The sequence below is a fragment of the Alteromonas sp. CH_MED4-4 genome, assembly GCF_037029575.1.
Classification (GTDB): domain Bacteria; phylum Pseudomonadota; class Gammaproteobacteria; order Enterobacterales; family Alteromonadaceae; genus Alteromonas; species Alteromonas macleodii.
Genome location: NZ_JAYMEU010000008.1, coordinates 90370 through 106206 on the forward strand (window position 1 = coordinate 90370; position 15837 = coordinate 106206).

Below are 15837 nucleotides of genomic sequence, written 5' to 3' on the forward strand. Positions count from 1 at the left end.
CATGGTCGAGTATTTTTTTCGTCAAAAAGTAATTAGCTGGATGGTCGCCATCATCTTGGGTGTTGGCGGCATTGTGACTTTTCTTGGCTTAGGTCAGCTAGAGTTTCCCGAATTCACCATTAGAAATGCTCTGGTTATTACTCAATACCCAGGGGCAACGCCTGAGCAAGTTGAGGAAGAAGTAACGCTGCAGCTTGAAAAGGCGATTCAGCGTATACCCAACGTAAAACGAATCAGCTCAGTAAACATGGTTGGGCTATCACAAATTACCGTTGAGCTTAAAAGCAGTGTCCAGGCCAAGGACCTAGAGCAATACTGGGACAACTTGCGCCGTAAAGTGGGCGATGCACAAGCATCACTGCCACCTGGCACCAGCACCTCGATTGTGAATGATGACTTTGGTGACGTTTTTGGCCTGCTACTTACCCTTAAAAGCGAAGACTACTCCCTTAAGCAAATGGAAGACTTTGCAGATTTAATGCAGCGAGAGATTCAGCTTGTTGACGGTGTAAAAAAGGTGTCGGTTGCCGGTACCGTTAATGAACAGATTATTGTGTCGTTAGATCACGATAAAATGAAAACCCTAAACGTTTCTGCAGAATCCATTGCAGGCCTTTTAACCGCGCAAAATGTAGTGGGCAACGCGGGGTCGATTAAGGTTCAGGGCAAGCGCCTGTCCATACAGCCCACTGGCGAATTTGATAACCTAGAAGCGTTAGGTCAGGTGGTGATTGGCTCACCTGCAAGCGGCCTTATTCGCTTAACAGATATTGCGACTATTGAGCGCAAGCTTAACGATACCCCTTCAATCCTTTATCACAGTTCTGGCACGCCGGCTCTGTCAATTGGTGTGTCGTTCGCGTCGGCGGTAAATGTAGTTGATGTAGGTAAACGACTTGATAGCAAAATTGCCGAGCTAGAGCAGCGTATGCCCCTAGGTATGACGCTGGATACCGTTTACAACCAGCCCACAGTGGTCGACGATTCTGTAACTGGCTTTCTTATCAACCTTGTTGAAGCCGTGGCCATCGTTATTTTCGTGCTGCTACTTTTCATGGGCTGGCGCAGTGGCGTTCTGATGGGGCTCATTCTTGTGCTTACCATTCTTGGCACTTTTATACTGATGTCGGTAAAAGGCATTGAGTTGCAAAAAATCTCCTTGGGTGCGCTTATTATTGCTCTTGGCATGTTGGTCGACAACGCCATCGTGGTCACCGAAGGCATGTTGATTGGTGTGAGAAAAGGACAAACCAAGCTTCAGGCGGCAAAAGACGTGGTGTCGCAAAATGGGTTGCCGCTGCTTGGCGCGACTGTGATTGCCATTACCGCTTTTGCGCCAATTGGTCTATCGCCAGATGCCACAGGTGAATTCGTCGGCTCCCTCTTCTGGGTACTGTGCTTTTCGCTTTTCTTAAGTTGGATCACCGCACTTACCATTACCCCCTTCTTTTTCGACTTACTGTTTAAAACTGAAAAAGAGCGCGGTACTAATGACGAAGATGACGACCCATATAAGGGCATTATTTTTACGGTATACAAGCGTGTGCTTACTGCTGCTATCAATCATCGTTACGTGACAATTGTACTGGTACTTATTGCATTAGTAGGCAGCATGGCGTCAGGTAAATTCGTAAAAAATGCATTTTTCCCAGATTCATCCACACCGCTGTTTTTCGTCGATTTGTGGTTGCCTGAAGGTAGCGACATCTTAACCACCGAGCAGTCTATTCGTCGCTTAGAGGACAACGTGTTAGGCATGGAGAATATCGCCAACGTAACAAGCGTTATTGGCGGTGGAGCACAGCGCCTTACCCTCACCTATGCGCCAGAAGACAGATACGCCAGTTATGGTCAGCTTATCGTTGAAACTGATACGGTTGAGTCTCGTGATGCTCGTATGCGAGAAATTATCGAGCTGGTGCGAGAAGACTTCCCTAATGTGCAATACAAGGTAAAAGCACTTCAAGTAGGCCCTTCTGCAAAAGCGGCAATTGAAGCGAGAATTTACGGACCAGAGCCTGAAGTTTTGCGTGAGATTAGCAGCGACATTGAAGCGATATTTCAAGCAGAGAAAACCATGGACAGCGTTCGCTTGTCGTGGAGCAACAAAGTCCCATTTGTTGAACCTGTGTTTCTGGAAGAACAAGCCAGGCGTATCGGCGTAACGCGAGATGCCGTTCACACCGCATTTTTACTGAACAATGAAGGTGAGACTGTGGGCCTTTACCGCGAAGGTAGCGATTTAATACCTATTGTCATGCGCAACGATCCAAACCAGCGCTATGACATAGATAACCTCGCCTCACTCAACGTATGGAGCCAAGAACAAGGTAAATATATAAGCATGGCTGATGTTATCAGCAATGTGAATGTATCGCTTGATAACCCTATCATCAAACGCCGCAACCGGGTGCGGATGCTGGCGGTTTATGCAGAGCCCATGCCTTTATCCGGTGAGACGGCTGCGAGCGTGCAAGCTAAAGTTCGCCCTCTTGTAGAAGAGCTTCAACTGCCTGATGGCTACCACATTGAATGGGGCGGCGAATATGAGACCTCAACAGACGCGCAAACCGCCCTATTTGCAAGTATGCCTATTGGTATATTAGGTATGTTCATTATCACCGTTTTGCTGTTTGGCAAGCTTCGTCAGGCGTTAGCGATATGGGGCGTAATTCCCCTCACCACTATCGGCATTATTGGCGGGTTGGTGCTAGTTGGTGCACCCTTTACGTTCATGGCGCTGCTCGGCAGCTTAAGCCTTATTGGTATGGTGCTTAAAAACGGGATCGTATTAATGGAAGAAATAAACGTACAGGCAAAGGGTAACAGTGGCGCATTCGATGCCGTAGTAGCCGCGTCAGTATCTCGTGTACGTCCCGTTTCAATGGCAGCCATTACCACCATACTGGGTATGATCCCGCTGTTTTCTGATGCGTTCTTCGCGTCAATGGCAGTTGTTATTGTATTTGGTCTGACCGTTGCCACCGTACTTACACTGCTTATATTGCCTGTGCTGCACTGTACGTTCCACGGTATAAAGTCAGAATAAAAAGTACGCACAACAAATTCGATTAGTTGTGCGCTAGTTCGTGTAGGTAGCACAAAAACGGTGCGGACCTAATATTGTTAACAGCCAGCATGAGGAGAGTCTACTCATGCTGGCTGCATACTATCGCTTAGCTGCAATCTATCCTTCTCAACAAAAACTACACCCACCAGTTTACTTTTAACAAAATTAGTTTATTATGGGTAAACTACACTGTGCAGTATACTTTTTTTGTTTAAGGTGAGAGCATGCCCGTTTTTAATCGCACACGCTTTCTTGTTGGAGTTTTATTTATGACATCTTTCTGTGGTTCTTCAAACACCCTTGCTGCGAGCGCGCCGCAACCTGAAAAATTCACTAATACTCATATTGAATATAAAACGACGTGGCGAGACATGTGGAAAGTCACCAAAGCGTATTTTCGTGACAATAGAGATGCTGCAACGCCAACGTTTGACATACCCGTGTCGGCACTTACACCACAAATGCTTGACGCAGTTGCAGAAGACAGCGTGATAAAGCTGGGCCACTCTACTACCCTATTGAAACTTGCCAAACGTTATATCTTGATCGATCCGGTCTTTAGTGAACGTGCTTCTCCCGTCCAATGGATGGGGCCCAAGCGTTTCCACCAAGCGCCAATTTCACTGGAAGACTTGCCTAAATTAGATGCCGTTATCATAAGTCATGACCATTACGACCATTTAGATAAAGGCAGTATTGAAATACTAAAAAACAAAGTCGACGTGTTTATTACACCGCTAAAAGTTGGCAATCATTTACGTGACTGGGGTGTGGATGCAAATAAAGTTGTTGAGCTAAATTGGTGGCAAAATACAAAAGTGAGCGACATTGAAATAGTGGCCACACCGTCTCAGCATTTCTCAGGGCGAGGTTTATTTGATAGAGACGAAACTCTTTGGGCAAGTTGGGTTATCAAATCTGCAAATACCAACATCTTTTACAGCGGTGACTCGGGCTATTTTGACGGATTTAAAGCTATTGGTGAAAAGTACGGTCCGTTTGATTTATCGATGATTGAAACCGGCGCATACAACGAGCTATGGTCTGACATTCACATGCTGCCTGAAGAGAGCTTGCAAGCCCATATTGATATTCAAGCGAGTGTCATGATGCCTGTGCACAACAGTACCTTTGATTTAGCACTACATAATTGGAATGAGCCTTTAATAAAAATCACAGACCTTGCTGGTACTAAGGGTGTTCCCACCAGTATTCCTATCTTTGGCGAAGTTGTTCCGGTTAAGGGTGCAGGCGAAGCTCCGAACAAAACCTGGTGGTTAGACGAAAGGTGAGTAGCTAATAAACAGCGCTTGCTTCATTATTCTGGGCTTTTAATTGCTCGCTTAACTCTATGTTTTGCAGTACATTTATTATTCGCCGCTTAGGCACTATTGGCGGGTATAACAAAAGCCTCAATCAAAGTGATAGCACTCGATTTGGTTGAGGCGAATAATAAATTTCTCAGTTAAAGGAGCTAACTGCTAGCAATGAAGCTGTCTAGTCAAATTAATTTGGGCGTTTTTGCCCTTATGCTTTTAGCATTTACGGTGTTGTCGAGTATTGAGCTAAGCGAAATAAAATCTCGCACTTCAGTGTCAATCGAGCAAGAAGCTGAAGAAGCACGGCTGCGTTACGAAACAACCGTCTTACAAACCTCTGCCTTGTCGTCTCAGTCGAAGCAATCAGTGATTGATGCCATGCTTCGTCAAATGGTATTGCAGCCGTTTTTATCTGCAGCCAAAGTCATTGATGTCGAAGGAAATGTGTTTGCGAAGTACGAGCGCTCGCCTAACACTATTGTTCCTAATTGGTACTTACAGCTGGACTCCGCACCTGCCGTTAACAAGAAAATTCCTTTTTCGAACAATGATGGTTATTTGTTAGTTACGTCAGACACGTCTTATATTTACACTGAAATCACCGCTATTCTCATCAAAAATGCTATTATCTTTTGTGGGCTATTTTTCGCCCTCGCGCTATATATCGTCACGGTAACCAAATTTGCTAGGCGCCCCATTGCCAACACCATTAAGAAGCTTAATGAGATAAATAGCCACGACTTCACCCCCTCGCAGGTAAATGCGTTTACAACAGATTACCGCCAACTTACCAGCACAGTGAACACCCTAACCACGTCGTTAGCATCAAAATTTAATGACATTGCTCAGCAATCTGAGCGATTCAAAACAGAAGCCAATAAAGATACATTGACGAAGTTGTCGAACCGCAGTGCATTCGAGCGACACACTCGCGCGCTGTTGTCTGACACGTCTAATTTCCAGGAAAAAGAGCTTATTCTCATCAGGCTCGCTCAACTTACCACTATAAATACTAAGTTGGGCATGTTAGCTGGTGACAATTATGTAAAATCTATCGCGGACTTTCTTGTGCATGAGGCGAAGCACAATTGCAAAAGTGGCTTTGTATTTCGGTTATCAGGCGGAGATTTCGCCTTGATAAGTGAAATTATGGGGCGGGACGAACGGGATTTGATGTTAGAAAATATGTCGAAGCAGTTTGCAAACGCCACGCCACTTCGAGATGGAAGCAAAGCAACGTGGATGGGCGTTACACGTTTTTCTAGCCAAATGTCGTTACAGCAGGTAATGGAAAGTGCTGACAGTGCGTTGATGGCGGCAATGAAAACGCAAAAAGGATGGCAGTTTTCTTCAGAAGTGTCTCAGGTTCATAGCAATACAAAATGGCGTGAGCGCCTCAATTACATCGTGGCGCAGCAATATGCCGATATTCTCATTCAACCCGTGATGAATGTAGAGCGAAACGCACCAGCATATTACGAAACGTTTGCTCGATTTAAAGACAAAGACACCAATGATGTTATACCCATGGCGCAACTTATCCCCGCATCAGAGCGATTGGACCTTATTCCTCAAGTCGATAAGTTGGTAGCAGGCATTGTGTTTAAAAAACTAACGGTAACGTCTCATCAGGTTGCTATAAATATTAGTAACGCCTCAATTGCCAACGGCGAGTTTAGAAAATGGTTAATTGAAGAGCTTCGAACACGGGAAACGCTATGCCCACGACTTATTTTTGAAGTCGAAGATGCAGCGCTTATTCACCATCGAGAAGTAGCCGAGAACTTTTGCCGTCAACTCATACAGCTGGGCTGTAGAATTACCATAGAACACTTTGGCGATAACTTTGCCTCGCTTGCGGGTTTAAGGGCAATTCAGCCTCAATTCGTTAAGCTTTCGGGACGGCTAACCCAGGGAATTCATACCAACAAAGATAATCAGTTATTTGTCTCTAGCCTTATCAATATTGCGAAAGGCCTTAATATCCATGTTATTGCGGAAATGGTAGAAAACGAGGCTGAGTCTGTTGCACTGAGCAAACTAGACGTTGAACACCAACAAGGCTATTACTTTTCTAAACCCTCACTTTGGACAATGTACTAAGTGTAAGCTCGCTGGTCTGAGGCACTGAACGTCAGGATAGGTATTGACGCTTTATGTGAGCCCCCGCGCTTTATACGACTTAATTGTGCGTAGATTCAATGAAACGTTTAAGGCGGTGTTGTGAAAATCTCTTTCATATACACCTCCTTTTAACCGCATTTACTGTTCGTTAAGCAGCTTTATAATGGCGTCAGAGCTAATGGGTTTTGAATACAGAAAGCCTTGCACATATTCAACGTTAAGAGACTTACAGTAGTTCGATTGATTTTGAGTTTCCACGCCTTCAACAACAATGTTTAAATCGAGTTTGTGACCAACATTCACGATAGCCTCCATTAACGCGCTATCGTAGGCATTTTCCGGAGCACCTCTTAAAAATGAACGATCTATTTTTAAGTGGCTAACGGGAAACTGTTTTAAATAACTAAGCGAAGAATAACCCGTACCAAAGTCATCAATCGATATTTCAACGCCTTGGTCGCGTTGCGCTCTCAAATTCTCTAAAATCGTATTGTCAGACTTAATGAGCACATTCTCAGTAAGCTCTAACCCAATATCTTTAGGCATTAAACCGTGCCGCTCTCGACACTCCCTTAGGCGTTCGAAATAAGCATTCTGCTCTAACTCTTTTCCTGAAACATTGATATCAACGCGAATATTAATGCCCTGCTCTTTCCATAGCTGTGCCTGTTTGCACGCCTTTTCTAACACCCAATTTCCAATGTGAACAATTAACTCACTGCGCTCAGCGATGGGGATGAAGATATTGGGTGGAACAGCCTGATCCTCATCTTTAGGACGCCACCTTAACAGCGCTTCACACGATGCCACTTTTTCAGTGAGCAAATCGATTTGAGGTTGATACAAGAGTTCAAACTCATCGTTAACCAAAGACTCATGCAGATAAGCTGCGATACTTCGCTGTTGTCGAACTTTCTGACTTAAAGCGTGGGTGAAAAAATGAAAACGGTTTCGGCCTTCAGCTTTCGCCTGATACATTGCGACGTCTGCATTTTTCAGAAGATCATCAATCTCACTTCCGTCTTTAGGGTACATACTAATACCGATACTTGAAGTGATATGCACGTTTTCAGTGCTAAGTGCGAAGCTCTGCTTGAAACACTCAGTAAGTTTCTTAGCAATGTCAGCACTTTCATTTTCAGAAGTCACTTGTGTGGCGACAAAAACAAATTCGTCTCCACCAAACCGAGCCAGTAAGCCTTGTTCGCTTAGACAATCTGACAGCCGCTTAGAAACAGAGCGCAGTAATTCATCACCCCAGGTATGCCCAAGCGTGTCATTAACTTCTTTGAACATATCTAAGTCAATGAAAAACAAAGCGAAGCCAGACTCATTGCGCGATGCATCCTCGATGGACGACGTCAAAAACTGCTCTAACAGGCGTCGATTAGGCAACTCGGTTAACAAATCTGTGGATGCCATTCGCTCAAGTTCTTGCCTGATGTTGTGCTGCTCACTCAGGTCAATATCCACACAATACATTTCGGGTGAATCTGTGCCTTCTTTCAGCATGACGTGAGATGAGAAAACATGGATAGGCTCGCCACTTTTCTTCTCAAGCACGAGTTCGTCTGAAGGAATTGCCTCACCGTAATCTATCCATCGCTGATGTAACTTTATCACTTCACTTTTCATGAACGAGGGAATGATGAGATCTTCAAGTTTTTGACCTAGTGCTTCGCACTCACGAAAGCCATACATGTCTTCACTTGATTTATTCCAGTAGATAACTTTTCGGTGCTTGTCATATCCTTGCACCGATACCTTTGGCAAGGCACTAATAAGCTGAAGGAACCGCCTTTCAGCCGAACCATGTTGTTCAAATAACGGGGGCTCTTGGTATTTCTGTAAGCTCATCGTACTCCCGCGAGTGCTAAATTGTTAGATAGCAAAGATATAAAAATGGCCACCATTCTTTTAGTGTAGTCCAAATCACACAGACCACCCGACATTAAAAAGTTAAATTACTCGTGAATATCGCTAAATAAAGAAAAGGGGACCAGTGCGTGTTGCGCAGAACTTGGGAAAATAAAAGATGAAATTAAGTCGTAAGATGGTGCGTCTACCCTGATTCGAACAGGGGACCTCTACCATGTCAAGGTAGCGCTCTAACCAACTGAGCTATAGACGCATATAGAATTTTGTTGCACCTGATAGGTGGGCGAATGCCAAGCAACGGCGCGTATAATACTTAGCACGAGCGTTGCCTGCAAGGAAAACTTATCAAATGACGATTCAAGTGACTAATTTGACAGCAATTAGCCACTTTCTTCAACAATTGCGATTAACTTAAATCATTTTAAATGGAAGCGGCTTGATAGCGTCTACTAAAGATCCGTCGTTAACAGCACGCATAAAATATTCACCCAACCTGTCGGTTTCTTTCAATACTGTTTGCCAATACTGGATGCGCGTTTTTGCATCGAGTACTTCAAAATCTTTCCTATCGGGGATTTTGCTATAAGGCAAATTAGCAACAAACGATGCAGAAGGCACAAGCATTACAACGTTATCGTAGCTTGAACGATGAGGCACTCTGCCCTTCAAGCCCTTGTCGAACCAGCCTGGAATGGGCTTGTCATAAAAATGGGGGTATAACACTAAGCCATCATCTGGTCCGAAGGACAAATCGAAATGGTAGTCAATAATACCGCCATCTCTATACATTCCGGCTGGCGCCCCTTCAATTTGCTGTACGCCCTCAATAACCACAGGAATAGAACCCGATGCTAGCAGCGCGGTATGAATATTTCCGTGGGTTAACGTGTAGTACTGAGTAGGCAGTTGATACGGGTCTTTTATCGCAAATTCAGTATTCGGGGTAGAGAACACATAGCGTGTATATAAACGTGAAAGGTGTCGTCGGTTCACTGTATTGGCCGCTGCACTCATCGCCAAGCCCGAAAGTTGCCTAAACTTACTTTCAAAACGAGTAGCACCTAAACATTTAGCAACGATCAGGTGCGCTTTAAAGCGGGAGTTAGACAGCACTTCTTGCTTACCTGCTTCATCCACCATTTCTTTCAGCAGGTCTTCAGCTTTAGCCGTAATTTCTCTAGGCGTAGGCTTATCACTGCTATAGGTCGTTGTTGAATAAGAAGAGGCTAGACGATTTATGGCTGCTAGGGGATCATTTTGAACAGCGCAAATGGTACGAAACGCACCTGCTGAAGAGCCAATCACATGAATTTGATGCTTAACGTTGGCAAACCACTCAGGGAACAGTACGCGGTCTAAACCAGCCAGAGAAAACCATTTCGGGCCGCCAGATGCCCCCAGAAAATAGCTAAATAACTCAGGCGTAAACCCGTTTTTCATTATGGATTCACGTGCTTTTTTACCTGCGTATATTTCTAAGGGTGCCACTCAATGTCCTCACTGTGCGCCAAATAGAAGCGCTGTATAAAGCGCTTGATAAATATTTAAGGGGAAGCAACATGACTAATGAATCCAATAACTTCCCCATTTGATTAGTTCGGGGGAATTTAACAGTTAAAGGCGCGAAAGTAACCTTTATAGCAATGCCTTCACATCTGCTCAGACCAGACTTTTCAACGACTTCACCCGAATCTTAAGGCGTTAGTGCATCTATCACTTTTACAAATATTCGATACTCATCTTCAGTGATATTTTCCAAACGCTTATTTTGCCAAGCCACAATTTTAGGCAACAGTGCCCGATAGATTCGTTCTCCTTCCACTGACAATGAAATTAATGTGGCCCGTTTATCTCGCTTGCTCACACGCTTAACGATAGCATCTCGCTTAACCAATCGCTCCAGCGCTCGCGAAACCTGCACTTTATCTAGTCGTGTTGCAATAGCGATTTCTTTTGCCGTTAGCAGTGATTTTGGCGAGCTTTCATTTCGGCCGCCTAATGTGGCTAAGATTCGCCACTCTGGTTTAGTAAGTTTATATTCTGCATATTCTTTTGAGAGCGATTCACTTAAATCGCTCGCAAGCATGGCTACCTTGTAGGCAAGCATATCTTCTAGCTGCATGTTTTAAGCCCTTATCACCGTATTACTCTTGCTATTTTTACTTCTGTGACCGCCTTAAAAGCCATGGTTGTTTTTCATTTACCTTAGGCGTTACTTATACCCACAGTGTCGCTACCATCGGTCGAGCGTTCAGGCGCGTTCAACATTAACCCAGGTAACTTTCACAGCTAACATCGTGCATTAAAAACACGCAATACGTGTAACCTTGTAATGGCCCTCACATAAAAGGTGTAAAGCTAGCGTACCAAATGACGTTGGCTCCATTCCCTCTACTCGCCCACGGCCATTGATTTACATTTCATTTACCTCTAGCCTAAACCACATAGTTTCATTTGTAACTACTTTATTTAGCATTCATCTGTACAGCCACATCGATGGCCGCCTGTGGGAGGGTTTATGGATAATTTGTCGTATTTAACGGGTTTTAATAACGAGCACGAGACAGAGGCACTGCCGGGTGCCCTTCCTAAAGGCCAGTTCAGCCCACAAAAAGTGAATTATAAGCTTTACGCTGAACAGTTTAGCAGTACAGCATTTACTGCCCCACGAGCAGAAAACCGCCGCAGCTGGACCTATCGTTTACGCCCCTCTATTGCCATGGGCGACTTTGAAAAAATTGAAAACGGCCTGGTAAAAACAGCACCTGAGTCTGATGTCCATTGCCCTCCGAATGTACTTAGATGGGATCCTGTTCCCTTACCAGACAAAGACGTTGATTTTGTAGACTCGCTTGTAACCATCGCCACTAACGGTGACGCTAAAGCCCAAGTAGGTATGGGCATTCACTGCTACAGTGCCAGTGCTAATATGCAAAATCGTGTTTTCTACTCATCAGACGGAGAAATGCTTATTGTCCCCCAGCTAGGTGACATGCTGATCACCACTGAGTTTGGTAGACTCAACTTGTCTGTAGGTGAAATAGCCGTTATTCCTCGTGGCGTTCGTTTTTCGGTTAACCCTATTAATGGGCCAATTCGCGGATATATATGCGAAAACTACGGTCATCCTTTTGTGCTGCCAGAGCGCGGCCCGGTAGGCGCGAATGGCTATGCGAACCAGCGTGATTTTTGCTATCCCACGGCCTGGTTTGAAGATAATGAGACGCCTCACACTTTGGTAAACAAGTTCTGTGGAAATTTGTTCGAAGCAAAACTCGATCACTCTCCCTTTGATGTGGTGGCTTGGGTAGGTAACTCTGCCCCTTATAAATATGATTTGTCCCGTTTCAACGTTATGAACACCGTAAGTTTTGACCACCCGGATCCGTCTATATTTACCGTGCTTACCTCACCATCTGAGCTGGAAGGTACGGCGAACGTTGACTTCGTTATTTTCCCTCCAAGGTGGATGGTTGCTGAAAATACTTTTCGCCCACCGTATTACCACAGAAATATTATGAGCGAGTTTATGGGGCTAATTGAGGGGATGTACGACGCCAAAGAACACGGTTTTGTGCCCGGCGGCATGAGCCTTCACAACTGTATGACTCCCCATGGCCCAGAAGCTGAAGTATTTGAAAAAGCCTCGAACGCCGAGCTTTCACCGCAGCGTTATGAAAACACGCTGGCGTTTATGTTTGAATCTCGCTATGCCATTGCGCCAACGGAGTTCGCTTTAAACAGTGATATTCGTCAACGAAATTATTTGGCGTGCTGGAAAGGCCTTAAAAAGTACTACGATGGTGAAAAATAAGCGCCCTGGGATTTGTAACGTTACACGTACCGATACCTAAACAAGCAATTGTACTGATTTTTGAACACTACCGACAAGCATCACCTTTGCTTAATAGCATTTATTTTCAAACAGTTAGGGAAAGTTAGCTTTCCCTAACTCAGCATCTCACTCACGGGTGAAAACAAAACGTTACAGCTTTGCTTTCCATGCCCAAAATCCTTGAACTCGACACCTATTGCTTGCTTTTTCACTGCGCCCTTACAATCAGGTAACAATTATAAAATGTGATTTACGTTGAGGATGTATCGCTATGGCTGATTTGTTTGAAAACCCTATTGGTTTAGACGGGTTTGAATTTTTAGAGTTCACTGCGCCTAAAAAGGGCATGTTGGAACCCATTTTTGAAGCTATGGGCTTTACCCTTGTTGCTCGCCACAAATCAAAAGACGTGGAATTATGGCGTCAAGGCGACATCAATTTATTAAGTAACTACGAAAAGAAATGTCATGCAGCCTATTATGCCGAAGAACACGGTCCATCAGCGTGTGGTATGGCATTCCGCGTTAAAGATTCACAGCACGCATATAAAGAAGTGCTTGCCCGCGGTGCTCAGCCTATGGATACCCATACCGGTCCAATGGAACTGAAACTTCCTGCTATTAAAGGTATTGGCGGTGCGATGCTTTACCTTATAGACCGTTATGAAGGCGAAAATACCATTTACGACATCGACTTCAATTGGATTGAAGGCGTTGATCGCCATCCTGAAGGATGTGGCTTCCATACGCTCGATCACCTCACCCATAATGTGTACCGCGGCCGCATGAATTTCTGGGCAGGGTTCTACGAAAAGCTATTCAACTTTAAAGAAATTCGCTATTTCGATATTAAAGGTGAATACACGGGTCTATTATCGAAAGCAATGACGGCGCCAGACGGTAAAATTCGCATACCGCTAAATGAAGAGGCGGTTGGCGGTGGTGGCCAAATTGAAGAGTTCTTAATGAAGTACAATGGTGAAGGTATTCAGCATATCGCTTTCGCTTGTGACGACCTAGTGGCGTGTTTAGACAAGCTTAAAGCGAAAGGCATGAAGTTTATGACGCCTCCACCAAATACCTACTACGATATGCTTGAAGAGCGTCTTCCTGGGCACGGCGAAAACGTAGATGAGCTACAAAAGCGCGGTATTCTATTGGACGGCACAACCGAAAATGGTGAGCCTCGCCTACTGCTTCAGATATTTTCTGAAACCGTTTTCGGCCCAGTGTTCTTTGAATTTATCCAACGCAAACAAGACGAAGGTTTCGGCGAGGGTAACTTCAAGGCACTATTTGAGTCGATTGAACGCGATCAGGTAAATCGCGGCGTACTAAACAAGTAAGTAGATAGCTAACGCAATACTAGGGCAGCAAGTCTCATCACTTGCTGCCTTTTTCATAAAGCGCGCACGCAGCGCCGCTTGGGTCAATAATGACACAAAAGCTGTCTTTGCCGTGATGACGTATATCACCCGCCTGTTTTCCACCTTTGGAAGTAACTTCTTTCAACGCGGCATCTAGATTTTCTACGGTAAAGTAATTAATCCATCCGCTTGGGTACTGCGCGTTTACACCCTGCTTATGACAAATGCCGCCCACAGGTGTGCCGTCGGCCTTCATCATGACATAATCATTGTAGCCACCCATATCTATGGGCTCTTTCTTCCATCCAGTTATACCAGTCCGCATAGATAATTGCCCACTCAGAAGGCGCTGGCAAGTTTCCTAGCAAAGCGTGGGAATGCAGGAATGGCTGTTCCCTTTCAAATTCCCAGAATGAAGCTAGGAAGCTTGCCAGACCTTCCCGAAGGGCGAGTTTAAAATGTCCGTACTCTTTGTTGTGTCACCTTGATGTAGAACCACTATACCTGCGGTAACACGCCGCGATTACGAACATTTTAACTCTCGCTGAGTGGGTAATTATCTATGCGGACTGGTATTTCAGCTTCATAAAAGCTGACAAGTTCGTCTGCGTTTTCTACCGTAATATCGCACCATGAAGAATCTGACATTGTCTCTCCCTCTGTTTTTTGTTTAGGGCTGTTATTTTGTTAGGGCTCTATTTATGGTTGAGGCATTTTTTCTAGTCAGCGCTCTTGTTCTGGTTAGAGATCAAATACCCAGTAAGCTACATAACTGATAAGCGCAATGCCCCATTGCTTCAATAAGCAAAACCCAAGACTAAATTAACTACTAACAGTAGTACCTTACTGAATATTTGTTAACTAATAGATCATTTTAATGTACTGATGTTTTAAAGGTAAAAAGGCTAGAGTCTATTGACCTTTGCTGTACATCAAAGATCAACATGTCCAAAAGCGTTCGATCATTTGAATCTCGCGTTTTAGTAATACGCAAATTTCTGAAAAAAGCCATGGTTGTCAAGCTAAGAAATTGCAAAATTACAAAACATTTTTTATTTTAGTTGTAGACATGGCCTGTGGAAAATGCTTGTGAAATTGAGAATGTTATCCACTGAACATTGTTTGTACAGTTTATTTATCCCTTTAAATACATACACTTACAACAAAGCCCCAAACTACTCAACAAACTTATCCACAGATTAAGTGGATAACACGTAGCACTTAATCACAGTTAGTGGTTTAATGTGAATATCTTCGAAGTTATCTTTTTTTCGGTTTCTCATGCCCAAACAAACACTTTTAGTCAGAGAATCTTTGTTTACCATTCACAGCTTGGATCCTGAAACCAATATCCCCGCATCTGTGCTTAATAGCCCTCTTTTTTTCTTAGGTAAAACAGAAGATGAACTATCTATTGTTGTGCCTGACTCGGTAGACGTACCGTCACTAGATAGTGATGAAGGTTGGCGTGCACTTGAACTGTTAGGGCCTTTGCACTTGTCCATGGTAGGGATCATGGCCCAAATCGGCCAAGTGTTAGCATCAGCAAAAGTGGCTATATTTGTGGTATCAACCTTCGACACTGACTTCTTTTTAGTAAAAGACAATAAACTAAAAGATGCCATTAGTGCGCTTAAGAAAGCTGGCTATTCGGTAAGTGAGGACGTTTAATACCGTGAATGCTAAGCAACTACAATACGCACCAGACAGTTTTACCAAGCAGTTTGTAACTTTAAGCCCGTTTTCAGGGCAAGTGGTTTCACTCTCACACATTGACGATCCCTATTATAAAAGTGGCCTTATGGGGCCTGGTGCAGCAATAAGCTCAACATCAAATACTGTCTTATCGCCTTTCGCTGGTAAAGTATTGAGCGTTTCTCCGCTAGATTACGCTATCGACATACAGTCTAGCGCGGGCCTCAAATGCAAGATTAAATATGGTGGCGATACTAGTCATTTGCATGGCGCACAATTCGCCTGTTCTCTGAAGCGGGGCGATGAAATAAGACTTAAACAAGTACTTTTTACCGTGAATGCTGCATGGCTAAAGCAGCGCGGTGTTAGCAATACCTGTTCAATGACGTTGCTTAATGCAAATGCGCTTATCGGCGTGGTGCCTACGCATCAAAAGTTTGTCGAAGCGGGCGAAGATACGTTGTTGACACTTTACCTCTAGGGCCTGTTGACCTAATTGTAAAACAGGCTTTCAGCCCTGAATGATTTACTATTAAAAATCATCGCAAGT

11 protein-coding genes and 1 tRNA gene are annotated in these 15837 nt (G+C 44.2%); 7 read left to right on the top strand and 5 right to left on the bottom strand.

Features of this window, described 5'->3' with window-relative positions; genetic code table 11:
- Position 1: 1 nt before the first annotated feature.
- From WA381_RS07625 to WA381_RS07635, 3 genes are all read left to right on the top strand, one after another.
- Positions 2 to 3049 carry an efflux RND transporter permease subunit gene (locus tag WA381_RS07625; protein WP_156086210.1) on the top strand — a complete coding sequence of 1016 codons (3048 nt, stop codon included), beginning with the start codon at positions 2 to 4 and terminating at the stop codon, positions 3047 to 3049.
- A gap of 245 nt (positions 3050 to 3294) precedes the next feature.
- Positions 3295 to 4362, top strand: coding sequence for an MBL fold metallo-hydrolase (locus tag WA381_RS07630; protein ID WP_081106076.1), 1068 nt, complete (start codon positions 3295 to 3297; stop codon positions 4360 to 4362).
- Positions 4363 to 4557: 195 nt separating this feature from the next.
- Positions 4558 to 6492 (top strand): EAL domain-containing protein, encoded by a 1935-nt coding sequence (locus WA381_RS07635; protein ID WP_061485506.1) that lies wholly within the window; start codon positions 4558 to 4560, stop codon positions 6490 to 6492.
- 159 nt (positions 6493 to 6651) lie between these two features.
- Here the strand turns inward: WA381_RS07635 and WA381_RS07640 are convergent, their stop codons facing one another.
- From WA381_RS07640 to WA381_RS07655, 4 genes are all read right to left on the bottom strand, one after another.
- A complete protein-coding gene (locus WA381_RS07640) occupies positions 6652 to 8370 on the bottom strand; it encodes a sensor domain-containing protein (RefSeq protein ID WP_156086209.1) in 1719 nt (572 codons plus the stop codon).
- Positions 8371 to 8567: 197 nt separating this feature from the next.
- Positions 8568 to 8644, bottom strand: a tRNA-Val gene (locus WA381_RS07645).
- 158 nt (positions 8645 to 8802) lie between these two features.
- Positions 8803 to 9879 (bottom strand): patatin-like phospholipase family protein, encoded by a 1077-nt coding sequence (locus WA381_RS07650; protein ID WP_156086208.1) that lies wholly within the window; start codon positions 9877 to 9879, stop codon positions 8803 to 8805.
- A gap of 205 nt (positions 9880 to 10084) precedes the next feature.
- Positions 10085 to 10513, bottom strand: a complete 429-nt coding sequence (locus WA381_RS07655; RefSeq protein WP_014976177.1) for a MarR family winged helix-turn-helix transcriptional regulator — start codon at positions 10511 to 10513, stop codon at positions 10085 to 10087.
- A 396-nt stretch (positions 10514 to 10909) separates the two neighbouring features.
- Between WA381_RS07655 and hmgA the strand changes: the two genes are divergently transcribed.
- Positions 10910 to 12205, top strand: a complete 1296-nt coding sequence (gene hmgA / locus WA381_RS07660; protein ID WP_156086207.1) for a homogentisate 1,2-dioxygenase — start codon at positions 10910 to 10912, stop codon at positions 12203 to 12205.
- A gap of 292 nt (positions 12206 to 12497) precedes the next feature.
- A complete protein-coding gene (gene hppD / locus WA381_RS07665) occupies positions 12498 to 13571 on the top strand; it encodes a 4-hydroxyphenylpyruvate dioxygenase (RefSeq protein WP_014949049.1) in 1074 nt (357 codons plus the stop codon).
- Between the two features lie 37 nt (positions 13572 to 13608).
- Here hppD and WA381_RS07670 read toward each other — a convergent pair whose 3' ends face one another.
- The gene (locus WA381_RS07670) at positions 13609 to 13917 is read right to left on the bottom strand and encodes a VOC family protein (RefSeq protein WP_231506449.1); all 309 of its coding nucleotides are present in this window, start codon (positions 13915 to 13917) and stop codon (positions 13609 to 13611) included.
- Between the two features lie 956 nt (positions 13918 to 14873).
- Here WA381_RS07670 and WA381_RS07675 point away from each other — a divergent pair.
- Both WA381_RS07675 and WA381_RS07680 read left to right on the top strand, forming a co-directional pair.
- A complete protein-coding gene (locus WA381_RS07675) occupies positions 14874 to 15263 on the top strand; it encodes an ACT domain-containing protein (protein ID WP_014949047.1) in 390 nt (129 codons plus the stop codon).
- 4 nt (positions 15264 to 15267) lie between these two features.
- A complete protein-coding gene (locus WA381_RS07680) occupies positions 15268 to 15768 on the top strand; it encodes a PTS sugar transporter subunit IIA (RefSeq protein ID WP_014949046.1) in 501 nt (166 codons plus the stop codon).
- Positions 15769 to 15837 lie beyond the last annotated feature (69 nt).